This is a genomic window from Steroidobacter cummioxidans, from assembly GCF_003104955.1.
The window spans coordinates 81,486-106,931 of the sequence record NZ_LSRW01000008.1 but is presented as its reverse complement, the minus strand read 5'-3'; the positions used below and the strand labels follow the sequence as shown (position 1 = coordinate 106,931).

Here is a 25,446-nt window from a genome sequence, read left to right as displayed (position 1 = left end):
GCAGCGTCAGATGTGCCCGTCTGCCGTGTGAGTGCGTGGCCGAGTAAAGCGAACGCGAGGTTGGAATACTCGAACTGCGACCCGGGCGCATGCGCGAGGTGATATTCCGGCAGGCCCGCATACAGCTGATTGAGCGTGTACCCCGCATACTTGTTCGGCGCATCCGGCGCGGCGGTCAGATTGTTCGGCCGCAGCGGCAGGCCAGACGTATGCGTGGCGAGGTCCACGAGTGTGATGGCGCGCCCGGAAAATTCCGGGACCTTCACGCCGATCGGCACGAACGCCGAGAGCGGATCGTCGAACCGCACATCGCCACGCGTCACCGCATCCGCCAGCAGCAACGCAGTGAAGACCTTCGTGAGCGAAGCGATCTCGAATATCGTGTCGCCGTCCGGTTCGACGGCGTGCAGTCCGCGCTTCGACTGATACGCGATGATGCTCCGGCCCGAAGGGCGCAGCACTCCGACGACCGCGGACGTCGCGCGACGCTGCTTTTCGATGCGGAAGCGCACGAGCTTCGCGATTTCGCGATCGCCGATCGTCGCGGCGCGCTGTGAACCCGATTCCGGAGGGGTGGCCAGCTCTGCCGCGCGAATCGCCGACGTCGCCAGCAGCGATATACCCAACGCCACGAGCGCCGCGATCCCCAGTCGGCTTCCCACTGTCGTCAATCGTGTCATGCGGTGAGACTCCATGCATGCTCCGGGTTATCTACTCAGAACACGCTTGCGAGCGGAAAGTTACAGCTAACTCACGGCTGCGGTTAACCTCAGGGGCAGCTGGCAGCACTAAACATAGGGCAGATTCATGCTCTCGTAGCGACTATCGGCTCCTCGGGGGGGCTGAGACTGCAGGAACAGCCCAAAGACAGTTCTGTGGTGCCTATCGGCACGTCATTCAAACTTTGCGGCAATCCGGCGCATCTCATCGACTCATGCTCTAGGGTCGCTCATGAACAGGTTAGTGATATTCGCCCTGCTGATTTCCGCCGTCGGTACGCATGCGGAATCGGCGGCCCAGCCGGAGAGCCAACGGGGCCATGTTCCGCCGCCGCCGGCCAGCCTCGATCGCGCCCTCGCCAACTTGATCGCCGAGAACGGAGTCCTTACCGCCGGTGTCGGAGTGATCGACGACGGCAACCTCGTCTGGACTGGCTACTATGGCGAGCCGGAGCCGGGCGTTCCGGCATCGGCGAAGACGCGTTTCAATGTTGCTTCGATCACCAAGACCGTCGCGGCGGAGACGGCGCTGCGCCTGGTCGCAAAAGGTAAGCTGGACTTGGATGAGCCGTTGGCGCCGTATTGGATCGATCCGGACATCGCGCACGATCCTCGCCGCGAGCAACTAACCGCGCGCATGGTGTTGAACCACACGAGCGGCTTTCCCAACTGGCGTTTTTCCGCTCCGACAGAGAGCTGGCCTTCGAGAACAGCCCGGGCGCCCATATCTGGCGCGCGCCATCGTCGACTACGCGCGGTTCCTGATCTCCGTCATGAGCGAGGCGGACTATGACTCCAAACTTGCCGCGGAGCGCAACCGTGTTCAGACGGACAAGGGGGAGGAGCGCGTCGTGGACTGCAAGGCCAATGGCACAGCCGTCTGCCCTCGTTCGCAAGGTTACGGGCTGGGCTTTGAAGTCATCGACTATGGGGAGTTCAAGGTGGTCGGTCACGGAGGCAGCGACTGGTCCGAACTCGCGCTCGCGTACTTCTACCAACCGTCCCATGACGCAGTGATCGTGTTCCTGAATGCGCCGAACAGGCGAGCACTGTCGGCGATGCCCGAACTGATCTCCCTTCTCGACCCGCACTCGCCGTATTTGTCCCACTATCGCACCTGGCTCGCGCGCGAGGTGGCGAAGGAGCGGAGGAAAAAGCGGACGTAACAACGTCGTTGGATTGTGTTGTGCAACCTTTCCCTCATGGATCGCGTCTTCATATCTTCGTCGACAAGATCTCCCCTCTTCGCGAATCGCCCACGGAGGAAATGAGTGATGCGTTGGCTCTCGATCATCCTGGCCGAAATATTACTCGTTGGCGCTGTCGAGGCGGCAGGGTTGCCGAACGCACCGCCCGAAACCGTCGGCATGTCGTCGGAGCGGCTCGAACGGCTCACGAGCGGTATGCGGATGTTGGTCGATCAAGGCCGGCTTCCGGGAGTCGTCGTGGCAGTGGCAAAAGATGGCAAGGTCGTGCATTTCGAAGCCGCGGGCAAGCGCGACGTTGAGTCGGGCGCCCCGATGCAGAGGGATTCGATTTTCCGCATCTACTCGATGACGAAGCCCATTACAGCCGTCGCCATGCTGATGCTGATGGAAGAAGGTAAGTGGCAGCTCAACGATCCCGTTGCCAGGCACATCCCCGAATTCGCGAACCTCAAGGTCGCAGTCGTTGACGGCAATACTGGCTCCGTCAAGGAGGTTGCACCGGATCATCCGATGACCATGCGCGAGCTGATGACGCATTCCGGAGGGATGACCTATGGAATCTTTGGCAGTACGGCGGTAGACAAGATGTACACCGAGGTCAATGTGCTGGATCGCGCTGAACCGATGCAGGTGATGATCGACAAGCTCGCCAAGATGCCGCTGTTGTTTCAGCCCGGCGAGCGCTGGCACTACAGCGTCGCTGCCGACGTAGAGGGCTACCTGGTAGAGAAGCTGTCGGGAATGCCGCTGCCTGTGTTCCTCGAACAACGGATCTTCAAACCCCTGGAGATGAAGGACACGGCGTTCTATGTGCCGAAGGAAAAGCTCGCTCGGTTCTCGACGTTCTACACCTATGACAAGGATCGAAAGTTGGTCATTCATCCGAGCGATGACTACACGTCGGCCCCGGCATTGTCGATGGGTGGCAGCGGCTTGGTATCTACAGCTTCCGACTACTTGCGCTTCTGCCAGATGTTGCTGAATGGCGGCGAGTTCGGAGGACGGCGTCTGCTTTCTCCGCTCACGGTCGAACTCATGACGAAGAGCATGCTGCCCGCAGCTACGAAGTCGCTCGAGCCCGGCGTCGGGTTCGGACTCGGTGTCGCGATCGTCGAGGATCCAGTTGCCGCAGGCGGATATCACGGCAAGGGGACTTACTCTTGGGGCGGTGCTGCTGGTACCTGGTTCTGGATCGACCCTGTCTATCACCTGATCGTCGTCGGCATGATTCAGCATCGAGGAGAAGGAGCGCCGGACACAGGCGGCCTGTCACGAAGCTGGGTGTATCAAGCGATCACCAGATCTGCGGAACCGACCACCCGGCAGAAGCCGTGAGCCGGCGGTCTGCAGCGGAAAAAATCCAAGCTTCAACTATCTCGATATAACGTCACTACTCCCCTAGGGAAGCATACATAGCAAGGAAAGGCACGGTATTCCGCGCGCAGACGAAAGCGTTCACTGGCGCAGTTCGTGAAAAACCTCAGCTTCTGGATCATCGCCTGTGCACCTTGGGCGATTCTCGAAGAGTCTGCGTGCACGATGCGGATAGCCTCTGGCGGCCCATACCTCTCGGGTGCCGTGAACTCCAGCAACGCCGTGCCACTCTCCCATGAGGGACGTACCAAGCCCATCGGAAAGTCGAACGAACGGGGCTCCCAGTTCACGACGCACGCCGCAGGTACGCGCGGCGCCGGCGCGAGTGGTGCTGCTGGAGCACACATCACTTCAGGCTCGACGTTCTCCACAGAAGATTGGATCGTGACCCGCGCCGCCGGAAGTGAGTCACCGGGATTCAACGTGATCACTTGTTCACCCCGAAGTGTGCCTTCTCGCCCATTGGACGCCTTCAGAACCACTTCGCACATCAGCACCACTGGGGTCATGTTGGTTACTTCAACACCGAACATGTTGTCGCACGGAGCATCCATGCAGTCTCCCGGTCGACCCAAGTCCAATGTTCGATAGCTCCAGACACCTCCATACGCGCTACGCTGATCGCTCATCAGGTCTGTGGGCCGTAGCCACTCAGGCTGGCTGCGGTCTCGGAACGTCGACTCGATGATGCGTTCACACTCCCTACGCGCGATCTCTGGATCTGATTCCCGCCTCGAATAGCTGAAGCATTGATTGAGAGACTCGAGCTCGGCGATAGCGCGATCTTCGGCTGCACGATCTCGCAGAATGAGCTGTCGCACCTCCGAGGGCGCAAGCCCACGCGCACGTTTCTGCAGCGAGCTCCTCTGACACGCAATGAATTCATACACGCCGGACTGAAAAGCGCGCTGAACGCCATATCGTGCTTCAGGGGGCGAATGCTTGAGAGGTATCGGATCCGGCCGCTCTGGCATGATGCAACCAGCGGTAGCACCTGCCGAATACAGCAGTAGCGCAATGGTCGAGAATGCTATTAAGCGCAAGGTATCAACGCGGTGCACGGATCATCTCCAGTTCCTACCAGGATCGAGCACGTCATTCCCGGACGGCCCATCGAACGACCGAAGCGCTGGACAATGATAAACGACCGATGACAGCCTGTTCTACCGCAACACAGCCTGAGGTCCTAGTACCGCCTTAGTCTCGCGAGCCCGCCTTGCAGTAGTCGCCCTCAGGGCACTGCCAAGCATCCCATAGCGAGCACGCACGATGCTTTGCAGAGAATATTTCAAGTCGTATTAGAACGGGCTGGAATCCATTCCATACATCCGGCTCGTACACGTACGCTCTCAACGCAGGGGATGCATCCTAGTGCCCGTCTACTGTTTCATGCAGGTGTTCATGAACTGCTTGAGCTCGTCCCCTTTGTAGCCCTGTTCGGAGGCGCTGGCGTGACACTTTGTCATCATCTCGTGCTGCGAAGCCGACTTGTATCTCGGATCCATGCACATTTTCATGAAGGACTCATGTACATCGCCAATCAGATTGTGAGCTTGTGCCTGAGCGCTGCAATCAGCCATCTCCTGCTGCGTAGGCTGTTCCTGCGCGGCGTAGCCGGGCACGGCGCCGAGCAGGATCGATATCGCCAGGGCTGTACTAAGAGGTAGAGGTTGCATCGAAGTTCTCCCAGTGGCGTAACACGCCAGGTGCCGCAAACCAGAGGTCTACATCCACCTTCGCATCGTTGGCAGCACTCGGCGTTCTAACCCATCGCTACTCGATGCTGGCGTTCCAACTCAGCGAACGCGCCTCATGTAAGCATGTTCCGTGTCGTCGCTACGCGAAGGGGGAGATTCGACCTTGATCCCTCCACACTCAGTGCGACGCGCAATGGAAAGACGCCGATACCGCATCGCGGCTGGAGCCGGATTCGGCTCGAGCAGCATCAAGGCGTAGGCCTCGAGGAATGGTACTGGCTAGCCCGAAGTTTCCCCTGACCGCGAGGAGCCTACAACACGTACTGGTGGGTTCTCACGCAATAGGCAACCCGTTTCGCTGCCGGGCGAATGCGCGATGGTAACATTCCATCCTCTGCCCGCTGGAGTCGTCATGTCATTGCTCGATACACCGGTCGTTTTTGCGTGGCGCGGCCCGTTCACGAACCTGGAAGTCAACAGACTTCATGCCGAGGCCTTCGAAACGCGGCTGTTCGATGAGTCGGAATGGAATTGGCGCGAACTCACAGCCAGGCACAGCCTGGGCTGGGTCACGGCGCGACGGCGTGAGGAACTCGTCGGCTTTGCCAACGTGCTATGGGATGGGCTCGTGCATGCCTGGATTCAGGACGTGATGGTGGCGAGTGACGCTCGCCGCCAGCGTATCGGCGTCCGCTTGGTACACGCGGCTCGTGACGAAGCAGTCCGCGCCGGCTGTGATTTTCTGCACGTGGATTTCGACGAACGCTTACGCCCCTTCTACATCGACGAGTGCGGGTTTAACGCGGTCTGTGGCGGGCTGATGAAGTTGCGTGATTGACCGACCGGCGGTTACCTCACGCGGACTCGCACGGCCTAATCCTCGGAGATACCGTAGTTGATGGTCGGGCACTGCCGACAGAGATAGACGTTGAGGCTCCGCATGTCACCGATGATCAGGGAGCGAGGTTGGGCTTCTTCGTAGAGCGGCACGTTCAGGTCGTCGTAGTCGATGACAGCGAAGAAATCCACACGGCCGCCGCAGCGCTGACACTCATCGATCGGATCGCGACAAGTCTTCACTGCCCGCCCTCCGACCTGATGATAGACGCCCTCCAGCAACCGGCGTGACAGATACTCCTCTTGCGCATCGAGGTCGTCCCAGAAGCTCACCGATATCGGCTGCAGGTCGACTCGGCGGCTACCAAACGGCAAGTCGAGTTCCCAGACCGGCCCACCCTCGTCCATAAATCCGCCCGCGGCCTTGCGGCCGGCTGCCTCGATCGTGACGTAGTAATTGTTGAGCGAATGCGAGCAGCTCGGGCAAACGTCTAGGGACAACACTCCGTCCACGCCCAGCTCACTGCGCCAGGTAATTCCCGGAATCGGACTCGCGAAGTTGAGAACCGGAAACATCGGCGAATCGCAGCTTGGGCACTTACAGAGAGGTTGCCCGGTGCGCACGACTCCGCTGTACGCGCCAGCATCGGGCGCGGCTGTGTCCTCAGTAATGAGAGCCCAATATCCGATCATTTCTTTCTCCCGGTCCCGGTAATCCTGGCCAGCGGAGTTCCTAGTCATTTGGCGCCAGCCAATATAAGGTCATGAGACCGCTCGGGAAACTGCATCCGACGCCCATTCGTCTGTGTCGCGATGCCGCCCGAGCCCCACGGCGTCAAACTCGTCGCGATTTGAACCGGAACGCACGCCCAAATGCCTTAGCGCCTGATTGATCGCGTCCACAGCACGGACGGGTGCGCCGAGCATGGCTCCATCCCTAAACAAAACATACGCCTGCAAACCGACACCGCCGAAGATCTCCGCCTCCAGGTACGCCACAAGCCCGTGCTGGGAGAACTTCAAGCAAAGCGAAGACAGCGAATCGGGCAGGATCGGTTCCGCCTCATCATCTGTAAGCGGCAAGCTCGAAATACCGAAGCGGTTCCGCAACTCTCCGGTCAGTGGGATCATTGCCAAGCCCCCGCTCAGCTCGACCCGCGTGGCGCCGTCCTCGCCAAGAGCCACAATCGTCGTGCTGCTGCCGACCATCGCCTGCAACGTGTAGCTCATTCGCTTGTGTTTCCAAGTGTCCTGCCGCGTGCACAAGCTATCTTACGCGAATGCGCACGAGAACCGCCGGAGCACCGCCGGAACATCGCGTAGCGCCTCAGCGCCACGCAAGTCTGCGACTTGTCGGTGGCCTACGGGGGATCGAGCATGAGTGTGATGAGATGCAGCTTGCTGAAAGCCCGCACTTCGGGCAGCCGCCCAGTATCTATCCGGGCTACCTTCTTGCAGGAGATCGAGGTCGTAGATCACTTCCATGTCCTCATCCCTCAGCCGCTCGAGGATCTCGGCGCTTTTGAGCGGACGATTGAGCAAGGCACGCAAGCTATAGTCACCCATGGACCGGCAATTCCTCGCCATGCAAGGGACGCAATTTTAGGGGACCGATCCGGCAGCCGCTGACATTCAGCGAGGCCTCTCGTACGGACCGATCCGCATCCGGCGAGCACGCCGGCCGAGCGGGAACGAGTTACGAGCGGGTACTGTCAATAGTAAACTGCAGAGACCAGGCCGAGCCGGGCGAATTGAGAACTCTTGCCAAGGGCGCAATGAAACAAGCAGACAGGTAAGCCGCAACGACCTCGCTTTGTCGTTGCGGCGTTTTCTCCCAGGCCTTCATTCCGATACGAGAACGCCGCTGAATCCTTTCAATAGGAGATCTGATCGTGCGTTCGAGCCCTACTACACCGTGGCGTCTTTCCCAGACGGCCACCGTTCTGATGCTGGTTCCCTTCAACCTGCTCGCCGCTCTCGGCATGGACATGTACTTGCCCGTGGTTCCGGGCATGGCACAGGTCCTGCGCGTGGATGCAGCGACTGTTCAACTGACTCTTACTCTTTACCTTGTGATGCTCGGTGCAGGCCAGCTGATTTTCGGCCCGCTATCGGACCGATGGGGACGACGGCCTGTGCTCCTCGCCGGCGCGTTTGTTTTTTCCATCGCTTCATTCGGACTGGCAATGGCGGCATCGCCCGCGGGGTTTCTCGCCTGGCGCTTTGCCCAAGCATGCGGGGCTGCTGCGTGCATGGTGGCGGTGTTCGCAACGGTGCGTGACCTCTACGGGGGTCGGCCGGAGGGAAGCGCCGTGTACGGAATGCTGGGAGCGATGCTCGCGGTCATGCCCGCAGCAGGGCCGCTATTGGGCGCGCTCGTGGATGCGTGGTTCGGGTGGCGCGCCATATTCATTGCGCTGGGCATCGGCATGTCCGCGATGCTGTTCGTTGCCCTCCGTCAGTGGCGAGAGACGCACAATCCTGGCGATACCAGTGTGCAATCCACTCGGCTGCTACAACCGCTGCGTAGCGGACGCTTCTGGTGGTACGTCGTTGGTTATGGCGCAGGCATGGGGGCGTTCTTCGTCTGCTTTTCCACCTCGCCGTGGCTGATGATGGAGCGGATGCAACTTTCGCAGATTGCGTTCAGCACGCTGTTCGCAACGATCGCCATAACCATGATCCTCGCATCGCGGATCATCGGTTCCCTGGCGCCACGCTGGGGGATGCGACGCTCGTTAGAGCGAGCCATGGCCTGCCTGCTTGTAGCCGGCGTCTTGCTGGTGCTGGCAGAGATCCTTGCACCCGAGGCTCTGCTATCCGCTCTCGTACCCATGTGGATAGCTGGGTTCGGCATCGCCGTTGCAAATGCGGTAGCTCCCAATGCCGCCATGCGCGACTTCGACCAAGCGGCAGGTACCGCCACGGCTTGGTTCTTTTGCCTTGGCGGGGCATTTTCCGGGATCACAGGAACGCTCGTCGCCGCAGTGTTGCCCATGGACACGCGATGGCCGCTGGCAGCGTACTGCCTGACGTTGCCGCTCTTGGTACTAATCTCCTCTTTGACGATTGGACTGCGCACCGGATACCGCAGGTAAAGGTGCACCGGAGCGCTCACCCGAGACGGTGGGCGCTCCGGCCCTCAGCCGTGTCCGCACCGACACCGCAGGAGCAAGAGCGTCCGCAGCTACCTGACGCGAATTCGAATTAAACCTCGGCGTCATACACCTCTCGTCCGAGTGCAACAGTCAGCCTCGCACAGAGCTTAGTAACCCAACCTCGGAAGAGTTCAGGCTCAAGGTTTCCCTCGACCAGCAACCCGCTCGGCTCAACAGACGCCGCCACGAAACGAGAGCTATCCAATGGGCCGAACCAGCAGGGCAAATTCTGCCCTTCAACCCAGCCGTCCATGGCGCGGTAGACAGCCAAAACCTTCATCCACTCTGCATCGGTCAGGTCGTAAGGCAGGTTGAGGGTAATTGACTGTTCCATTTTTTATGACTTAGCACTGTTGCTCGCGCCGACCATCCTATCGCGTGTGCAACAGCTTGTCAGGCGACGGGGCTGTCCCGCTGCATCCGTTTCAATGGCCAGCAGCTGGCAGCGCCCACATCAATCCGCGTGTGATGGCGGCGGGATAGACCGTCAAATGGTCCTCGTCGTCGATGACGGTGGCTTCGACGCGCAGGCTGGGGTAGCTGCGCGAGCGCAGCTGCGCCTCGAACGTTCGCAGATCGCGCACCATATCTTTGTTACGATGGTAGCGCTTGTTTCCCGACGACGGATTGACTGTCTCGAACGCGCCGATCGATAGAAAGACGTCGGCGCGCATGTCAGTGTGGGCTGCGGAATAGGCACGCTCGCGCGCCAGCATGACCTTGTCGTCGAACCACAACGAGGGGCTGCTGAGGATGTAGCGCTCGAACATGGTCGGCTCGGTCAGCAGGATGTGAGCGCCGAGGAGCCCGCCGTACGAATGGCCGGCGAAGATCTTGCGATTCATGTCGACGCGATAGCTCTCGGCCACCAGCGGGAACACTTCGTCGGCGATGAACCTTCGGTATACCTCGGCTTGGCCATGCACGGCGGGCCGACCCGGCATGTCGGAGACTGTGTCTTCGCTGTTCGGTGTCGGCGTGTAGTCGCGCCGCCGGCTGTACTGCCCTGTCTCGCCCTTGGCGTAGGACAAGCCGATGAGGACGAACTCCTCCAGGCCCTTGCCTCGATCCCCGACCATGAGACCGATGTTTCGCACCAGAGGGAACGCATAGCTCGCATCCGTCACGAACAGGACAGGAAAGCGATGTGTCACGCGCTCCTCGTACGAGGGCGGCAGGCTGACGAACAACTGATATGTGCGCCCCAGCGGTCCCGACGTGATCTCACGAACCTCGGTGTTGGGCAGGATATATGCTGGTAACGATGCTTCGACCGGCTCGGCCGGCTTCGCGACCGGCGGTGCAGGAATCTTGGCTCCATGGCAACCGGACAGCGCAATGCAGAGGGCCGCCAAGGGTAGCAAGGCAATCTTTTCGTTCATCCGTGACTCTTGCTGATTCGAGGAACCGTCACTCGAGCGATGCGGGATTCTTCATGATGAGCAGCACCGCCATCACGCGCGCAACGTAGTCCGGATCGTTCTCGTAGCCCTGGGCAAGGATGTGCCACACGTCTCGCGAAGCTGTCGCGCGTACTGCTTCCTGCACCCGCCGCTCACCAGCGTTGTATGCGAGCAAGGCCAGAGTCCAATCGCCAAACTGCTCGTTCAAGGCGGCGAACATGCGCATGGCGGCGTCCGTTTCCAGCGCGACATCCATACGCTCATCGATGCCCGCGTCGACAGTGAGCCCGAACCTGCGGGCTGTAGGTTCGATGAACATCCACAGGCCGGCGCCGTGCCGAGGATTCTCGCCGGGCGGCAGATTGCGATAGCCCGACTCGACCAGCGGCACAGCCCTCAACTCCGCAGGCAAGCCGTAGCGGGCAATCGCGTCGGCAATCAAGGGCTCGTGTTGTTTCATACGTTCGAGCCCGCGACGAACGAAGGCTCTGCCATCGGGCGTACTCAGCAGGCGATTGAGCTGCTCGATGACGCGTTCGTTGGCGGCGAATGGAAAGTCGCTGCCGCGCCTCGCGACAGCCAGCATTGCTTGCGCCTGCTCGGGCGAGATTCTGCGATCGTGAATCGTCGCAGGGAATGCGGCCGTCGTGCCGACCATGGCGGCAAACACGACCGTGCCAAGCACAGCCACTGCGGGCCACCGCGCGTTGCCACTCGTGGGCCGCACCAACAGAGCCTCGATTCTGCTTTTCAGCACCCCTGGCGGCGCTGTGCCCAGCATGCTCGCGCAGATCGATGTTCGCTGCTGCCGCATCGCCGACTCTGCCACTCGCAGTAGGCAGCTGCAGTATGCGTGCGCCGACACTCTGCGATGTGCCACCAGCGCCTCGTCGCATGCGAACTCCTGCAGGTCGGCGATGGACCTATGGAGCCAGTGCACGGCCGGATTCCAGAAGAACAGCACACGCAGCAACTGGTACGCATACGCCAGCCGCGTGTCGAATTGCCGATGATGCTGAGCCTCGTGGCGAATGGCCATTCTCAGATCGGCGGGTCGCAGAACCAGATCCGCAGGCAGGACGATGAAATGCAATGTCGGCAGCCAGAACGAGAACGGTACGCGTACTGCCGGCGAAGCCAGCACTCTCACGCGCCGCCGGCGCGCGATCGTCTGCGCATCCGAAACGATGCGCCGGATTCTGGCTGCTTCAATCAGCAACAGAATCGCGACGGCGGCGGCGCCTGCCAGGAACAGGCCGGCGGCCACCGAACGGACGACGCTAAGAGGCGCCGATACTTCCAAGGAGGCAGCAGAAATTGCGATTCGATGATTACCCTGCAAAATGGGCGTCGAATCGCGCATCGATGCAGCGGACCAGATCTGTGCATTCCGCGGCAGCAGTTCCGCCCGTGCCTGCAAAGCAGTCGCGCACGGTAACAACAGAACCGCAGCTGTCAGCACGTACGCAAGTTGGAGCTGACGGCGATAGGCGATTGGATTCTGCAACCTGCCGCTCACAAAGCGCAAAGCCGCGATGCCCCCTGCCGCGAGCGGCAGCAACAGGTTCGCAGCGATGTACATGTTCACTGCATCCAACGGCGTCATCAGCTTCCCTTCTTGCGCAACAGCGCGCGGATTTCGGCGAGATCGTCCGCGCTCAGCGACTCGGTGTCCAACAGGCGGCGCACCAGCAGCGCCGGCGCGTTGTCGAACACGCTCGTGACCAGCCGCTGTACGGTGCTCCGCTGATACTCCTCCTTGGAGACGGCGGCCTGGTACAGATGGCCGCGCCCCTCCTTGGAGCTGGTGACGTAGCCCTTCTGCTCCAGGATGCGCACGATCGTCGAGACACTGGTGTAGGCCAGCTCGCGCTCGGGACGAAGCTGCTCGACGACCTGCAGTACGGAGCACGGGCCGAGTTGCCAGATGACATTCATCATCTCCAGCTCGGTCGCGGTGAGCGGCTTCTCGATGCGCCGGACACGGGACTTTCTAATCATCTGTGAGCCTGACCATTGATGGAGCCTGATCCATTGACGCCCGATCGTTCGCAGCGTCGGGAATATGCTAACTAAAAGATTAGTTGCCAAGCAACTAAAAGTTTAGTCATCATCCACGCGCCAATTCCAGACGACGTTTCTCTCACGAAATCACTCTACGGAGCCATGCATGAATGCAACGTCCACCGCGATCACTCGTCGCGCCTGCATGGGCATGATGCTCGGCGCGCTGGTTGGTTGCCGCAGTTCCGCAATAGCGCGTGTGGCGTCCGGGCCGGAGATCGCAATCACCATCGATGACTTCAACGTCAATGCCGAGACGCCGCACTTGGATGCTGACTCAAGGAATGCCGCCATCCTCGCCTCACTGCGCGCGGCGCGACTGCAGGCAGCCGCATTCGTCGCTGGCAAGTGGGTCGACAACCCCGAGGGTCAGCAACGCCTCGCGCTATGGAGTGAAGCCGGCCACGTGGTCGCCAACCACTCCTACTCGCACTGGAACTATCCGCGCGTCGATTTCGAAGCCTTCTCCGCCGACCTTCTGCGGGCTGAGGCCGTCATTGCGCACCATCCGACATTCAGCAAGTGGTTCAGATTTCCCTATCTGAAGGAAGGCGCCACCGTCGAGCAACGCGACCGCATGCGCGCTTTCCTCAAGGCGCAGGGCTACCGGATGGGCTACGTGACCGTCGATGCCTCCGACTGGGCCATTGACGCGCGATTACGCAAGCGCCTCGCCGAGAATCCAATGGCGCCGCTCGACAACTACCGTAACTTCTATGTCGAGCACATTTGGGAGCGCACGCAGTTCTACGACGGCCTCGCCCGGCAGGTGCTGAATCGGCCGGTCAGGCACACACTGCTCATTCACCACAATCTGCTCAATGCACTGTTCCTGTCGGACGTCCTGCAGATGTACGCGCAGCGCGGCTGGCGAGTCATCGACGCGCAAGCGGCCTTCCAGGATCCCGTCTTTGCTAGCGAGCCCGACGTCCTGCCCGCCGGCGAGAGCATCATCTGGGCGTTGGCCAAGGAATCGGGCAAGCACACCGGCGTGCTGCGTTATCCGGCCGAAGACGAAGCTTACGAGCGCGGGCGGATGGACGAGCTCGGGTTGTGACGCGCAGCTGCCGTCGCGACGGCTCGGTCAAGCCTCGCCGCCCTCATCGAACCACAATCCCCTCGCTTGGTGTCTGCGGCTTCGCGCCCATGTCCGCAAGCACATTCACCGCGAATTGCTGTACGCGCCCATCGACGCGAGATGGGTTGACCAACGTGCTGTCCAAGCCCCACATCCATTGAATGGAGCCGGTGGCGAACACTCTCGCGCCGCTGGGGTGCGTATAGCGGACGGCATTTGCGATCTGATTCGGGTTCTTCGCAATTCCCGCCGTCACGGTTGTGGCAATGACCGGTGACGCGCCGAGGATGACGAGCCCGGGTGGAGTGTGGCCGTTGTCGACGACGCCGTCCCACTCGTAGCCGTATAGCTGTCGCGAGGCCGGTCCTTTGTCCAGCCCGGTATCGGTGAAGTACGGGTCATTCGTGTTCTGTACGATCCAGTCGAAGCCGCCGTTGACGTCATGATGATTACCAATCGTCATCACGCCCATGAGCGCGTTCTCGGGCAGGTTATTGGGAGGATCGCGCCAGCGCTTGGTGGGTGCAACAGGATCGGGAGGGGGCGAGTCCTTGTAGCACACCATCACGCGATTCGGGACGCCGCTGCTCGAGGGTTCGAAACGCACCCGCCAGTACACGCTGTTCGCGGAAAAGAATCCGAGATTCACTCCGGCATCGCGCGCCGCTTCGACCGCATCGCGCTTCTCTTTCGACCAGTACTCGTCGTGCCCCACCGACAGATAGACCTTGTGATCGAGCAACGACACCGCATTCGATTGCAGATCGACGTCTGAAATGTAACTAACGTCGTAGCCCTGCGACTCCAGCCAGCGCAGCATCTGCAGCTCGAAGTTCAACAGGCAGCTCCCCGTGTGGTGCTCGGTGCTCGGCCGATCGAGCGACACCTTCTTGGCTGCATCGCGGTTCGTGCTGTCGGACGTATACAGGCTGTACTGCTCGGTCGCATTGCCCCAGTTCGAATAGGCAAGTGCGGTGGTCCGGCTGCTCTGGAACACAATGTCGGAGCGGCGAGCATCGTCGCGCACGATGAAGTACACCGGATACTCCGCGCCGGTCGCCGAGTGCGTCAACACGGCGACATAGATGCCTGACGTCCAGTCGCTGCCGGTCGTGAGAGTGTACGACTCGTTCCATTTGCATTCGAGGAGCCGCGTCTCTCGATCGGTCACAGCGCAAACACTCTGCGTGAGGCCATCGAGCGCGCCGCTGCTCGTCACGCGCCGTGCGCTCAGTCCGCTGTAGTAGCCGAGACGATATACATCGATCGCGTACTTACCCGGTTGCGATGTCGATACTTTGAATCTGATCTGTTCCCCCACGTTGACGCTCGTGGCATCGGCGTAGCCAGCGATGGTGTCCGAGTCGTAGTTTTCGATAAGGCTCGATAGCACGCCTGCCGTGCCGGCCTTCTGGTTCTCGGACACGATCGGATTGAGCGCCGCTGGCGGGGCCGACTGCGGCGGCGGATCGGGTTGTGGCGGGGTGGATGTCGGAGGCGTCTGCTGCGGCGGTGAAGCTTGCTGCGCTTGTTCAGTCCCGGAGCTACTGTGTCCCGAGCACGCTGCACAGGCGACGACCACAGCGGCCAGGATGGAATAGATAACCCCCATTGCAACGCGCTGCATGATCAGCCTCCCACAAGCGATTGCCTCTGCGAGGGGAGCAAGATGTGTGCCGCTTGGTCAGAACGACATGCGTGTACCGGGGACGTTGTCGTTCACCTCATCCCGATGCAAGCCGGAACGTCGCCATTGGGGGCCAGGCTCGATCTCGTTACTTCTCGCCTTCCCATACCGAGCGCAGCCCCCAGGCAAGTAGCGGCGGTATGACGCTCACATGGCTCTCTCCTTCGAAGGCACGGAAGTAAAGCTTCAACGAGGGATACGCGCGCGTCTTGAGAATTTCGGGCAAGCGAGCGGTACTGCTAAAGATTCCCAAGGTGTTCTTGTCCAACACCTCCTTCTCGCCAACACCGAAAAAAGCCACTGCCGAGAGGTCCTTGTGTTGCTGCGAATAGCGCTCCTCAATTCGAAACACCTCGTAGTCGCCTGCGGCAAGAGCAGCGCTGCCACAAATATAACGATCGAAAGCTTCCGGTTGTGCCACCAGCGCATAGGCACAAAACAGGCCACCGCCCGAATGACCGAACAGAATGTGATCGTCCGTCATGCGGTAATCCCGCCCGAGCCGCTGGCGAACATCCTGGGCGACAAAAGATAGAAAGCGCGGCGCGCCGCCGAATGCGTCGATGGCATCTCTTCCCTCTGCTCTACGCTTTTTCTCTCCAGCCTGTTCACGCTCATTGTGTGCCTTGCTGCCGAAGCCGCTGAAACCGGCAGTCTCGGTCGGACTGAAATCGAAATTGCGTCTCCTCTGAGTCTCTGCCACCGCCTCTGGAGGTGATCCGATACCCACGACGATCATTTCCGGCATGCCTTGGTGAGCGCAGCTGGTCACCAAAGCAGTCGCCAGCTCGAATAACAAACTGCCGTCAGTTACCCAAAGGACGGGGAAGCGCTGGTCCGGCTTGCCATAGGATGGCGGCAGAGCGACTTGAATTTCGTGTTCCCAGGGGTAGTCGTTTGCCCTCATCCGTCGGCTCGGCTCAATGGTCACGCCAGCCGCCTTGACCTGGTTCATGTCGGCCGTGACAAGCCGGCCGGGTGCGGGCGTCAGAAACGCGCCCGGCCCCACCGGTACTTTGTTTTCGAGCCAGGCCGAGCAGTCCGGCATTGCATTCGCGTGCTGAAGCACCGACAAGAGAAGGGCCGCCAGGGCCGCCGCGGTGATCGTCCTTGAGTGCTTCATGGCATGCATGCTCCGGGGAATTTACTGCCCAGAACACGATTGCGAGCGGAAAGTTACGGCTAACTAGGGTTCGGCCATAGGGAGGGTTGCAGTGAGAATTTTCGTGATCATGTCCGTTGTTTTTTCCAGGCCCACCGCACCCCATCGGAGCCATCGGGTAGCGGCCCAGGGCTGTCCGCGGCGATGTGCCGTGTATGTGGATCGATGCGCAGAAAGCGATGCGTACGCAGCGACATCAGCACCAGCTCGCCGGTTGGCGTCTCGATCCATTGAAACGTTTCCGCCAGACCGGGCCGTTGGCTGGTCAAGCCGGCGGCGCCGCTCGCATCGACACTCACGAAACGTCCGCCCAGTTCCAGCGCGACGCGACCCAACTGCATGTCCACGACTTTGATTGCGCCAGGCTCGCCCACCACCAGCCCTCCCTCGCCACCGTCGAGGCCGTAGCTCTGTCCCGCCGCGCTCAACAGAATTCGCTCGCGATACGGAATCTGCCGCATCAGACCTCGCGGCGCAGGCTGAGCAACTGCGAAGCTATCGAAATCGGCGGCGCCACCGCGCTGGCCCCGCGTGTTGTAGCTGAACAGCGCATAGCGCACGCCTTGAAATGTCGTGAGCTGAAAGACCATCGTGAACGGCTCGCCGAATGGCACGAAACGCTCGCCGTCGAGGGAGTAAGAGAATCGCGCCTGCTCGGAGAGAAAGTCACATTCGGCGCGCAGCCAGACACGCTGCGAGGGCAGATCCAGGATGGCCTTGCGCCCGGACTGCTCGTCGAACTGGATCAGCTGCCTCTTCTCACCTGCTCGCTGCACGCCCAACCACGCATACGGACGGTTGAACAGCGCGAGGCCCGCCACATCGTGATCGAGCATCCCGGCCGTATCGAGCAGCACCGATGGCGCCGAGCGTGGGCCGATCGAGCGCTGCGTCAACGTGTTCCGCGCATCCCACAAGCTAGTCGCCGGCAAGGCATGCAAACGTAAGTAGCCTTTGCGCTCGCCCAACGACCATGCATCCGCGACGGGAACGTGATTCCATTGCCAGATCGGCTTGAGCACGGTGCCGGAGAAATCGTCGTCGCGTTCGTAGGGAACCGCCACTCGCTGCGCGACGGCGGTCGTCGGCTTTACCCAGGTTCGCGGGGTGCGCCCCAGATTGCCTGGCAAACCGAAGTACGGCCATCCATCCTTCCAGGTGACAGGCGATAACGCCGTGAGTCGTCCCACCGAGTTGTAGTCCATCATCGAGTAGCCCCACCACTCGCCGCTCGATGTTTGAATCACTCCGCCCTGATGTAACGACAGCCGGCCGAGCGCATGGGGATCTCCGGGCCGGATGTCATAAGGGGGCGCTTTGCCGCGCATGTCGCTCAGTCGATAACCCTGAGCGAGGCCGAAGTCCTCATCGATGCTGATCGCCTGGTTCACTTCGTACGGACCCTCGGGGCGATCCGCTCGCGCCGCCGGCATCCGCATGCGGCCGTCGTACCAGGCGCTGGTGATGAAGTATTTCCCATCGATCTTGGAGAAGTGCAGGCCCTCGCCCATGCCCGCATCGGCGGCGATGATTTCGCGCTGCGTGCCCGGCACGATGTCGGTGAGATCCGGCGTAAGTTGTGCAAACTGGATCGAGCGGTAACCCCACACCACATACACCTTGCCGTCATCGTCGAACAGCACCGACAGATCGTGCAGGCTCTGGCGCATCGATTGCTGGCGCCAGGGGCCGGCCGGATTCTCGGCAGTGAACAGCTGGGTGGTCTGCTTGTTTACATTGCTGAAGAGATAAAACGTGCCGCCGTGATGGCGAAACGACGGCGCCCAAAAGCCCTGCCCATAGATGTTGCCGCCGCCTTCCAGCCGGAACGACGGCCCGAGATCCAACTTGGGAGCCGCGTAACTCACGAATTTCCAATTGACCAAGTCCTTCGAATGCAGGATCGGCAGTCCCGGCATCGAATGCATGGTGGTCCCGGTGAGATAGAAGTCCTCGCCGACCCGGATCATGTCGGGGTCGGAGAACTCCTCGTAGAACAGCGGGTTCGTATACGTGCCGTTGCCGTTGTCCGGCGTCCAACTCTCGGCTCGCGCCCCCGCCGTCCACACGAACAGCACGAGCGAAAGCATGCCAACACACCTGCGCATCGTAACTCCCGTGACCGCGGCGAGCAGCGTAATTAACATCGCCCCCAGCACACGTCAATACTCGTACAATTTAATTCGCCTTGGGCGCAACCTTGGGGGGCTGTGCTGCGTCCCATGCCCGACAACTGGTAAGAACAAGAAGGCTTGCAATGACAAGATTCGCACCGGCGCTGTGCCTGCTTTTTCCTGTGTTCTGCACGCTACTGCTTCCCTCGGCCGTCCGAGCCGACGGCGAGTGCCGCTATTGGGCGGAACGCGCGGCGGAGGAGCCAATGGATGGCATTAGGACAGTCGTCGTGAAAGCCGGAGCGGGCCACCTCGAGATTCACGGCGAGCCGGGACGACAGCGCATGCAAGCGCGTGGCAAGGCGTGCGCCTCGGACGAGCATCAGCTGGAACGCACGCAGATCCGAGTCCAACGCAGTGGCGATACGCTCGTCATCTCATCGATCCCTTCCAACACCCTACTGCATCCAAAAAACTGGTTTGGCGGTGGCCATTCGCAACTGGATCTATCGATCGTCGTGCCGCCGGGTATTGCGTTGGATGTCGAAGACGGCAGCGGCGACGCGCATATCTCAAACGTCGGGTCGTTGAAAATCATCGATGGGTCGGGAGCTTTGCGCATCGAGGAGATCAACGGCGCGCTCGAGCTCGAAGACGGTTCCGGCGACGTCGCGATCGCACGTGCCCGCGGGCCGGTGCGCATCAAAGATGGCTTGGGCGACGTCGAGATCCAGCAGATTGCCGGTGACGTAACCATCGTCAATGACGGCTCGGGCGGATTGGCCATTCTCGACGTACGGGGCGACGTAACGATCGGCAACGATGGTTCGGGCGAGATTCGCATCGAACGCGTCAGCGGCAACGTCAGGATCAAAAACGACGGCTCCGGCGACATCCACGTCAGTCACGTCAAGCGTAACGTGACCGTTGATCGCGATGGCTCAGGCGACATCGTCGTACAAGACATCGAGGGCGACCTCGCGGTCGGCGAGGCCGGCGGTGGCCGCGTTCATCACGTGCGCGTCGGTGGCCGCATCAGCCTGGCGGATAGCAAGCGCTAAGCGCACCAAGTCGCAAACGAACCCTCGCCCCGGCAGCCGGCCCGGCCGCGCTGCGGGGACTTCACCACGTTATCACCCTCCTACATTCAACACCTGGCCGGCCATGCATATCTTTCTCAAGGCGACGCTAATACTGTTGGTCTCGGCCCTCTGGAGCGCTCAATCGGCCTCGCCCGATCCGGTTCAGATCGAGCCCGCGCAACGCGACGTGTGGTCGCGCGGATCGCAGCGCTTTCACAAGCAATGGCTGGTTGCGGGCGCACTCTCGCCCGATGTCGCAAACCGCACCAACGCGGCGACGCTTGAACCGATGGAAGGTCGAGCGTTCAGCACGGATGTCGCAAACGTGCGCTGGAAGGCGCATACGTCATGGACCGAGATCACTGAGTTGAATGCGATTGCCGGCATGCCGGACGATGGCGCGCAACGAGTAGCATTCGTTGCCGGGACTGTTTCCCGGGAGCGTGCAGGCGCTGCCGATTTGTCGATCGGCGCTCAAGGTCCGATCGCGGTATGGCTCAACGGCGAGCGCATTTACGAACGCACGAAGTCCCATGCCGCCTTCGCACGCGACAGCGAGCGCATCGCCGTGCAGATGAGGCAAGGCGAGAACGCGCTGCTGCTGCGCCTCGAGCAGGTCGATCCGAACGCGTGGCCGTTCACGGTGCGCATTATTGAACCGGGCGCCCTGCTTGCGCGCTCCGAAGTCATCGTTCCTTATCTACGCGGCTCGACCAATCAGGTCGAAGTGCACACGAATCTCACTGCGGATTCAGCGGCGCCCCTCGTCGAGGTGACCGCTCTGGGCGCGGGTGGGCGCGTGCTCGCTCGCGGTACGGCGGCTCGCGGCGAATCGGTAACGCTCGATGCAAGCACGTGGTCGGAGGGCGCGTATGAATTTCGCGTCACGACAAAGGACGCTTGGGGGCAGCCGTACCTCGTGCATCTGCCTTGGTACAAGGGCGATGCCGCCGGCGCCGCACAGCGCCTGATCGATGCAGCGGAATCCGCCAAAGAGGAGATCTACAGCGCCCACCTGCGGCTGCTTGCGCAGATCGTGCGGGATCGAACCAACGGTCAACTCAACGCGGCGCTCCCAGGATTGGAGGCGCGCATTCATTCGCCACTTCTCGAGTATGAGGAGATCGAGTTGGATCGTGCGCAACGCGTCGGCAGTGTGCGGCCGGGCGGCTTCGTTCGCCTCGGGTATGTCGATCAAATCGACGGCTCGGTACAGTTCTGTCGCGCGTATTTACCTTCGAATTACAGCGATTCGCAGCGTTGGCCTCTGGTTCTATCGCTGCACGGCTACAACCCCGAGAATCCACCGCTGCATCGTTGGTGGTCCATCGATCAGCGTCACAGCGACATCGCCGAACGCAAGAACGTCATCTATATCGAGCCGCACGGCCGCGGCAACGCTCAATACATAAGCCTGGGCGAGCGAGACGTGCTCAGATGCTTGCAGGAAGCGAAGGCGAGGTTCGCAGTCGACGACGATCGCGTCTATTTGACGGGAGAGTCCATGGGCGGGCACGGCACCTGGGCGATTGCCTCACGCAATCCACATCTGTTCGCTGCAGCCGCGCCCGTGTTTGGCGGCTGGGACTTTCGCGTGAGCACGATCAGAGGTCCGGCGCTAGCGGAAAACCAGCCGAGCAACGCGCTGGAATTTTACATCCAGGAACGCCGCAGCTCGTTCGTCAACGCCGAAAACTTGCTGAACGTGCCGCTGCTCGTCATTCACGGCGACAGCGATGCTACGGTCAGCGTCGAGAATTCCCGTCATGCGACGCGGATGCTGCAACGTTGGGGCTACAACATCCGATACTGGGAAATGCCCGGCTGGGGACACGAAGACCTGCAGCAGCGCTTGGCCCTCATCGACTGGTTGCTCGAGCACCGCCGCGACTCAGCGCCGCGACGCGTTCGCCTTCGCTCGGCGGATCTGAGCGGGGCGCGTGCGCACTGGCTGGAGGCTCGCGCGATGGGGGAGCCGCAAAGACTTATCCGTGCGGAGGCCGAAGTCGTGAAACCTGGCTTGGTGCGGATCGACTCGGAGAACCTTGCGGCGTTCGATCTTACGCTTCCGCAGAGCCTGCGCGGCTCAACGCAGGAGCTCGAACTCGTATGGAACGGCCAATCGCAGCGAGCGCAGCTCGACAATGGCGTCGCACGGATCGGCATGGCGCTGAGCAAGCCGCGCGGCGTTCGGAAGCGCCCTGGCGTGGAGGGCCCGATTCCGGACATCATCAACCTGCCCTTCATGGTCGTGGTCGGCACAACCTCGCGCGATCCTCACATGCGCCGCAGTATCGAAGAACGTGCCAGGGACTTGCAGGATGTGTGGATGGCGTGGCAGTACCAACCGTTGCGCGTGATGCGGGACGTGGACGTCTCCGCCGCTGACGAACGCGCGTACTCGCTCATTCTGCTCGGCGGCGCTGATGCGAACGCGGTGACGCGACGGCTTGGCAATCGCTTGCCAATGAGCGTGTCGGCTCACTCGATTGAGGTCGATGGCAAGCGTTGGACGGTGGACGACGCAGTGCTGCAGATGATCTATCCGAGCCCACGCGCTGAGCATCGCTATGTCCTCGTTGTCGCGGCCACCTCTGCGATGGGTATGCAATTGTGGAAGCCGGAGTTCGTCGAGCCTGCAATCGGCATCGGCTTCATCGCCAGCGATTGGACGATCCGTGACGGACGCCGTCCGCCGCCGCTGGCGACCGTCAAACCCAGCGATCGAGATGTCGCGTCCGGCGTCTTCGACGCGAACTGGCGACGCGCCGCTCGCTGGACGGAGGATGGCGACGCTGCTGTTCGATCTGCATGGCGGCTGCGCCGTCCAGCACTTGAGCCGTACACGCCGTCCGCCGAGACTCTCGAGTCGTACCGCGGCGATTACGATTTCGGTCAGTTCGTGGCAACCCTCTCTGTCGAAGGCAGCACGCTCGTCGCGCACGTGCCGACTCAGGCGCCTTTGCCGCTCGAGCCGAAAGGACCGAATCTCTTCCGCACCCTGGCGTATCCGACGAAGGACGCCATCGAGTTCATCGTGGATGCGAATGGCACGGTGCTCGGCGCCGAAGTCGATACTCAGGGCCGGACGATTTTCGGCAAGAAAGTGCAGTAGCGCGCGTTGCTCGCGAACGCCAAACCGTGCGAGCAACGCTGCAGCCGTTTGTTACTTCGCCGCTTTGGCCCCGGGCTTGTTGCGATCGTTCACCGACTGCTCGATCAGCGTAGCGACACCGCGAGGATCTTCCTGTTGAGCGACGTGCCCGCCCGGAAAGGTGCGAATCGTCCAGCCTCGGGCGACGGCGCGCTGCCAGCTCTTATCGGTCTTTGCTCGCTCCTCGGCCGACTTGTCCTTGGGAACGAAGGCAACATAGGTGACCGGCAAGGCCAACGCCGCCGGATTCTTATAAGAGACCGGCTGGTTGAAGCACTTGATCGAGTGCTTCACGCTGTGCGGCGGCGGCGTGTTGGGCTTGACCCAGGGCACTTGCATGAAGCCGTCCGCGAAGCGTGTGGGGTCCTGCTGCCCGCCGCCAAAAAGATCCCACAGCGACATCCCATCGCCCGGCACGGCCGCGTCGAGGAAGACGACATGACGAATGCGCTCGGGAATCCGATCCATTACCCCCGTGACCACCATCCCGCCGTAACTATGTCCGGTGAGCACCACGTCGTGCAGGTCCTCGAACAAGATCAAATTGACCACGTCGTTGATGTGGGTTTGCAGATCGATGTCGGTGCTGTTGAGGTGCTCGCGCTCGCCGAGACCCGTGAGCGTCGCGCGGTAAACCGTGTGACCATCGTCGCTGAGGAACTTGCCGGTGCTCTTCCACTCCCAGCCGCCGGCAGTGGCGCCGTGGACGAGCACGAACGTGTGCTTCTCGCTCGCTGCGTAGGCCCGGGTTCCAACAGAAGCAAAGACGAAGCAGCCAACCAGCACTGCAAAAAAACGAAGCACAGCTCTTGTGCTCGCAAACCGGATCATGTGATGCGTCACAGTCGTTACCCCGATGTCTCTAACGAAGAAAACAGGACCGTTCACTCACGTTGTTGAGTGTGAATTCCACACGATCCATTCGGGCAACTCTAACCAGCAACCACCGTTCTCTGCAATTTACTCCTACAAATAAATTCACGCTGGGCTGGTCGGTAAAGAACTGTTGCTCAGCGCGCCCTGCTCCCTAAAGCTACTTCATGGGCGAGAAGTCCGTGGCTGCTGCGAACGTCGATTCGACCTTGATGACGATTGGGCCGTTCGCTTCCGAGGCCGCTCTTACCTGTTTCCATTCGGGATCGGCACTGAACGCGGCCCAGCTCTGCGCGGCGGCTTCGCGACTCTTGTGGGCCAAGACATAAATGAGTGTGTTACTCGCCGCCTTGGGATCTTGAGGTATCCAGTAGGCAATGTTGACCATGCCATGTCGCTCGAAGAGCTTCAGCGTGTGCTCCCGAAATCGTCGCTGCAAATCTTCCAGCTTGCCAGGGGCCGTCGTGTAGGTGCGAATCTCGAACACGCGCGAGGTGTCGTCATCGGCCCATGCCGGTGCGACCGTGCCGAGGGCCAAGGCCAACACTGCAAGAAACATCCATTTCATTTGGATTTTCCCCAACTCGATCTGAAGCGATGATCGTCTTTGATGTTTGAAGCTAAGCGAACTCCTCCAGGATGCGCAAGGCGTCGGCTCGCTCGTTCGTCAGAACAAGCTGCTTTTTGATCCTCGTAACTGCTCGAGTCGCTCAACCCACTTTCTCGGAGAGACCCGATCCCGTGCCCCGCCTCGGACACGCGACGGATCGGAATGAATGTCGAGTCCGCTTACAGTTCAGTGGTGGGGCCGGCTTTGATTCTGGGGATAAAACAGGTGAATCCCCTGCGTTTATGTTGTGTCGCGAAAATCTCTGGCTACGTCGCAGTTTTGCGACCACGATTTCGGCAAATATTACAAACCAGATCCCACGGACACATTGGGTTACCCAGGGAAACCGCGATGAGGACCTTGCTCGCCAAAGCCGTATTCGAGTCCTGGCCGTTCGCCTTCGGACATGTTTCGCTGATGAACGCGCTCAAGCCGCCTTCCCTCCCGGAGGGCGATCAGACAATCACGCTGAGGCGCTACGGCGTGCGGATCCAGTACGATCCGACCTCGTACATTGGTATGTATCTGCACTACGGCCGATTGTTCGAGGGACAGATCCTTCGGTCGATCGAAGCACACTTGCACCCCGGCGGTACGTTCGTGGACATCGGCGCCAACATTGGCCAGCACACGCTGGTCGCGGCCACGCTCGTGGGGGCGCATGGCCGCGTCATCTCATTCGAGCCAGGCGCAAAACAGCGCGCGAGGCTCATGCGTAACATCGAGATCAATGGCCTGAAGAATGTGGACGTGCGCCCGTATGGCCTGTCTCGCCAAGCCGGATTACACGAGTTGTTCAACATCAACAGCCTCAATGACGGCCAATCGACGCTGGCCAAGCCCGACAAGGACAAGGATTACCCCTCTGAAATCGTGCAGCTCCGCACGCTGGACGAGCAAGCGGCCGATGTCAGCAGCTGTGTCGTGAAAATCGACGTTGAGGGAGCTGAGATGGAGGTGCTGCAAGGGGCGGAGGGTTTCATTGCCCGGACCCGGCCGGTGATGTTCATTGAGTGCATCGATGAGTATCTTCGCCGCTTTGGCTCATCCAGTGCAGCGCTGTTCGACTTCCTGCATGATCGTCGCTACCAACTGCTGTCGCTCAAGCGCGTTGGTTTCCGCAAACTCTGGGCGCCAGTGGCACGACCGGTGGATTGCGATCTAATGGCGATACCGCGATGAGCGGATGGCAGCTGGCTATTTCGCCGGACTGCAGGAACATACTT

22 protein-coding genes are annotated in these 25,446 nt (G+C 60.9%); 9 read left to right on the top strand and 13 right to left on the bottom strand.

Features of this window, described 5'->3' with window-relative positions; genetic code table 11:
* A partial coding sequence (locus D0550_RS06010) for a serine hydrolase (RefSeq protein ID WP_161965659.1) occupies nt 1-680 on the bottom strand: 680 nt, incomplete at its 3' end.
* Between the two features lie 271 nt (nt 681-951).
* Here D0550_RS06010 and D0550_RS06005 point away from each other — a divergent pair.
* The 3 genes from D0550_RS06005 (at nt 952) to D0550_RS05995 (ending at nt 3,262) form a co-directional block, all read left to right on the top strand.
* Nucleotides 952-1,512, top strand: coding sequence for a serine hydrolase domain-containing protein (locus D0550_RS06005; RefSeq protein ID WP_116808206.1), 561 nt, complete (start codon nt 952-954; stop codon nt 1,510-1,512).
* Complete coding sequence (locus D0550_RS06000; protein ID WP_116808205.1) at nt 1,493-1,885, top strand: hypothetical protein; 393 nt, start codon at nt 1,493-1,495, stop codon at nt 1,883-1,885. The genes D0550_RS06005 and D0550_RS06000 overlap by 20 nt, the downstream gene beginning before the upstream one ends.
* A gap of 108 nt (nt 1,886-1,993) precedes the next feature.
* Nucleotides 1,994-3,262 carry a serine hydrolase domain-containing protein gene (locus D0550_RS05995; protein WP_116808204.1) on the top strand — a complete coding sequence of 423 codons (1,269 nt, stop codon included), beginning with the start codon at nt 1,994-1,996 and terminating at the stop codon, nt 3,260-3,262.
* A 1,418-nt stretch (nt 3,263-4,680) separates the two neighbouring features.
* Here the strand turns inward: D0550_RS05995 and D0550_RS05985 are convergent.
* On the bottom strand, nt 4,681-4,977 hold the full coding sequence (locus D0550_RS05985; RefSeq protein WP_116808202.1) for a PsiF family protein: 297 nt from the start codon (nt 4,975-4,977) through the stop codon (nt 4,681-4,683).
* Nucleotides 4,978-5,410: 433 nt separating this feature from the next.
* Here D0550_RS05985 and D0550_RS05980 point away from each other — a divergent pair, with 433 nt between their 5' ends.
* Nucleotides 5,411-5,836, top strand: coding sequence for a GNAT family N-acetyltransferase (locus D0550_RS05980; protein ID WP_116808201.1), 426 nt, complete (start codon nt 5,411-5,413; stop codon nt 5,834-5,836).
* Nucleotides 5,837-5,871: 35 nt separating this feature from the next.
* Here the strand turns inward: D0550_RS05980 and D0550_RS05975 are convergent, their stop codons facing one another.
* Both D0550_RS05975 and D0550_RS05970 read right to left on the bottom strand, forming a co-directional pair.
* The gene (locus tag D0550_RS05975) at nt 5,872-6,411 is read right to left on the bottom strand and encodes a hypothetical protein (RefSeq protein WP_116808200.1); all 540 of its coding nucleotides are present in this window, start codon (nt 6,409-6,411) and stop codon (nt 5,872-5,874) included.
* Between the two features lie 186 nt (nt 6,412-6,597).
* Nucleotides 6,598-7,065, bottom strand: coding sequence for a hypothetical protein (locus D0550_RS05970; protein ID WP_116808199.1), 468 nt, complete (start codon nt 7,063-7,065; stop codon nt 6,598-6,600).
* 662 nt (nt 7,066-7,727) lie between these two features.
* On the opposite strand from D0550_RS05970, the gene cml reads away from it, so the two are divergent.
* Entirely contained in the window at nt 7,728-8,933 is a 1,206-nt protein-coding gene (gene cml / locus D0550_RS05960; RefSeq protein WP_153067062.1) for a CmlA/FloR family chloramphenicol efflux MFS transporter, read from the top strand.
* A gap of 109 nt (nt 8,934-9,042) precedes the next feature.
* Here cml and D0550_RS05955 read toward each other — a convergent pair whose 3' ends face one another.
* The 4 genes from D0550_RS05955 to D0550_RS05940 all read right to left on the bottom strand — a co-directional run bounded on the left by D0550_RS05955 (nt 9,043) and on the right by D0550_RS05940 (nt 12,397).
* Nucleotides 9,043-9,327 carry a hypothetical protein gene (locus tag D0550_RS05955; protein WP_116808196.1) on the bottom strand — a complete coding sequence of 95 codons (285 nt, stop codon included), beginning with the start codon at nt 9,325-9,327 and terminating at the stop codon, nt 9,043-9,045.
* A gap of 91 nt (nt 9,328-9,418) precedes the next feature.
* Complete coding sequence (locus D0550_RS05950) at nt 9,419-10,375, bottom strand: alpha/beta hydrolase (RefSeq protein ID WP_116808195.1); 957 nt, start codon at nt 10,373-10,375, stop codon at nt 9,419-9,421.
* A 28-nt stretch (nt 10,376-10,403) separates the two neighbouring features.
* Nucleotides 10,404-12,002 (bottom strand): M56 and MltD domain-containing protein, encoded by a 1,599-nt coding sequence (locus D0550_RS05945; protein WP_116808194.1) that lies wholly within the window; start codon nt 12,000-12,002, stop codon nt 10,404-10,406.
* Nucleotides 12,002-12,397, bottom strand: coding sequence for a BlaI/MecI/CopY family transcriptional regulator (locus D0550_RS05940; protein ID WP_116808193.1), 396 nt, complete (start codon nt 12,395-12,397; stop codon nt 12,002-12,004). Before D0550_RS05940 ends, D0550_RS05945 begins: the two co-directional genes overlap by 1 nt.
* A gap of 169 nt (nt 12,398-12,566) precedes the next feature.
* On the opposite strand from D0550_RS05940, the gene D0550_RS05935 reads away from it, so the two are divergent.
* On the top strand, nt 12,567-13,517 hold the full coding sequence (locus D0550_RS05935; protein ID WP_116808192.1) for a polysaccharide deacetylase family protein: 951 nt from the start codon (nt 12,567-12,569) through the stop codon (nt 13,515-13,517).
* 43 nt (nt 13,518-13,560) lie between these two features.
* Here the strand turns inward: D0550_RS05935 and D0550_RS05930 are convergent, their stop codons facing one another.
* The 3 genes from D0550_RS05930 to D0550_RS05920 form a co-directional block, all read right to left on the bottom strand.
* Nucleotides 13,561-15,165, bottom strand: a complete 1,605-nt coding sequence (locus D0550_RS05930; RefSeq protein WP_153067061.1) for a N,N-dimethylformamidase beta subunit family domain-containing protein — start codon at nt 15,163-15,165, stop codon at nt 13,561-13,563.
* A 148-nt stretch (nt 15,166-15,313) separates the two neighbouring features.
* Nucleotides 15,314-16,348 (bottom strand): alpha/beta hydrolase, encoded by a 1,035-nt coding sequence (locus D0550_RS05925; RefSeq protein ID WP_153067060.1) that lies wholly within the window; start codon nt 16,346-16,348, stop codon nt 15,314-15,316.
* A gap of 107 nt (nt 16,349-16,455) precedes the next feature.
* Entirely contained in the window at nt 16,456-18,477 is a 2,022-nt protein-coding gene (locus tag D0550_RS05920) for a glycoside hydrolase family 43 protein (RefSeq protein WP_206606116.1), read from the bottom strand.
* A gap of 290 nt (nt 18,478-18,767) precedes the next feature.
* Between D0550_RS05920 and D0550_RS34830 the strand changes: the two genes are divergently transcribed.
* The gene (locus D0550_RS34830) at nt 18,768-19,562 is read left to right on the top strand and encodes a DUF4097 family beta strand repeat-containing protein (protein ID WP_161965658.1); all 795 of its coding nucleotides are present in this window, start codon (nt 18,768-18,770) and stop codon (nt 19,560-19,562) included.
* A 103-nt stretch (nt 19,563-19,665) separates the two neighbouring features.
* Nucleotides 19,666-22,698 (top strand): carboxylesterase family protein, encoded by a 3,033-nt coding sequence (locus D0550_RS05915; RefSeq protein WP_161965657.1) that lies wholly within the window; start codon nt 19,666-19,668, stop codon nt 22,696-22,698.
* A gap of 51 nt (nt 22,699-22,749) precedes the next feature.
* Here D0550_RS05915 and D0550_RS05910 read toward each other — a convergent pair whose 3' ends face one another.
* Together D0550_RS05910 and D0550_RS05905 are read right to left on the bottom strand one after the other, a co-directional pair.
* Nucleotides 22,750-23,541 (bottom strand): alpha/beta fold hydrolase, encoded by a 792-nt coding sequence (locus D0550_RS05910; RefSeq protein WP_206606115.1) that lies wholly within the window; start codon nt 23,539-23,541, stop codon nt 22,750-22,752.
* Nucleotides 23,542-23,770: 229 nt separating this feature from the next.
* Nucleotides 23,771-24,178 (bottom strand): NIPSNAP family protein, encoded by a 408-nt coding sequence (locus D0550_RS05905; protein WP_116808187.1) that lies wholly within the window; start codon nt 24,176-24,178, stop codon nt 23,771-23,773.
* Between the two features lie 204 nt (nt 24,179-24,382).
* On the opposite strand from D0550_RS05905, the gene D0550_RS05900 reads away from it, so the two are divergent.
* Complete coding sequence (locus tag D0550_RS05900) at nt 24,383-25,402, top strand: FkbM family methyltransferase (RefSeq protein WP_116808186.1); 1,020 nt, start codon at nt 24,383-24,385, stop codon at nt 25,400-25,402.
* Nucleotides 25,403-25,446: the final 44 nt, after the last annotated feature.

Bases quoted from the DNA above. Each gene is read 5' to 3' on its own strand.
- D0550_RS06005 (WP_116808206.1), top strand. From the start codon at position 952: ATGAACAGGTTAGTGATATTCGCCCTGCTGATTTCCGCCGTCGGTACG.
- D0550_RS06000 (WP_116808205.1), top strand. From the start codon at position 1,493: ATGAGCGAGGCGGACTATGACTCCAAACTTGCCGCGGAGCGCAACCGT.
- D0550_RS05995 (WP_116808204.1), top strand. From the start codon at position 1,994: ATGCGTTGGCTCTCGATCATCCTGGCCGAAATATTACTCGTTGGCGCT.
- D0550_RS05985 (WP_116808202.1), bottom strand. From the start codon at position 4,977: ATGCAACCTCTACCTCTTAGTACAGCCCTGGCGATATCGATCCTGCTC.
- D0550_RS05980 (WP_116808201.1), top strand. From the start codon at position 5,411: ATGTCATTGCTCGATACACCGGTCGTTTTTGCGTGGCGCGGCCCGTTC.
- D0550_RS05975 (WP_116808200.1), bottom strand. From the start codon at position 6,411: ATGTTTCCGGTTCTCAACTTCGCGAGTCCGATTCCGGGAATTACCTGG.
- D0550_RS05970 (WP_116808199.1), bottom strand. From the start codon at position 7,065: ATGAGCTACACGTTGCAGGCGATGGTCGGCAGCAGCACGACGATTGTG.
- D0550_RS05955 (WP_116808196.1), bottom strand. From the start codon at position 9,327: ATGGAACAGTCAATTACCCTCAACCTGCCTTACGACCTGACCGATGCA.
- D0550_RS05950 (WP_116808195.1), bottom strand. From the start codon at position 10,375: ATGAACGAAAAGATTGCCTTGCTACCCTTGGCGGCCCTCTGCATTGCG.
- D0550_RS05945 (WP_116808194.1), bottom strand. From the start codon at position 12,002: ATGACGCCGTTGGATGCAGTGAACATGTACATCGCTGCGAACCTGTTG.
- D0550_RS05940 (WP_116808193.1), bottom strand. From the start codon at position 12,397: ATGATTAGAAAGTCCCGTGTCCGGCGCATCGAGAAGCCGCTCACCGCG.
- D0550_RS05935 (WP_116808192.1), top strand. From the start codon at position 12,567: ATGAATGCAACGTCCACCGCGATCACTCGTCGCGCCTGCATGGGCATG.
- D0550_RS05930 (WP_153067061.1), bottom strand. From the start codon at position 15,165: ATGCAGCGCGTTGCAATGGGGGTTATCTATTCCATCCTGGCCGCTGTG.
- D0550_RS05925 (WP_153067060.1), bottom strand. From the start codon at position 16,348: ATGAAGCACTCAAGGACGATCACCGCGGCGGCCCTGGCGGCCCTTCTC.
- D0550_RS05920 (WP_206606116.1), bottom strand. From the start codon at position 18,477: ATGCTTTCGCTCGTGCTGTTCGTGTGGACGGCGGGGGCGCGAGCCGAG.
- D0550_RS34830 (WP_161965658.1), top strand. From the start codon at position 18,768: ATGGATGGCATTAGGACAGTCGTCGTGAAAGCCGGAGCGGGCCACCTC.
- D0550_RS05915 (WP_161965657.1), top strand. From the start codon at position 19,666: ATGCATATCTTTCTCAAGGCGACGCTAATACTGTTGGTCTCGGCCCTC.
- D0550_RS05905 (WP_116808187.1), bottom strand. From the start codon at position 24,178: ATGAAATGGATGTTTCTTGCAGTGTTGGCCTTGGCCCTCGGCACGGTC.
- D0550_RS05900 (WP_116808186.1), top strand. From the start codon at position 24,383: ATGAATGTCGAGTCCGCTTACAGTTCAGTGGTGGGGCCGGCTTTGATT.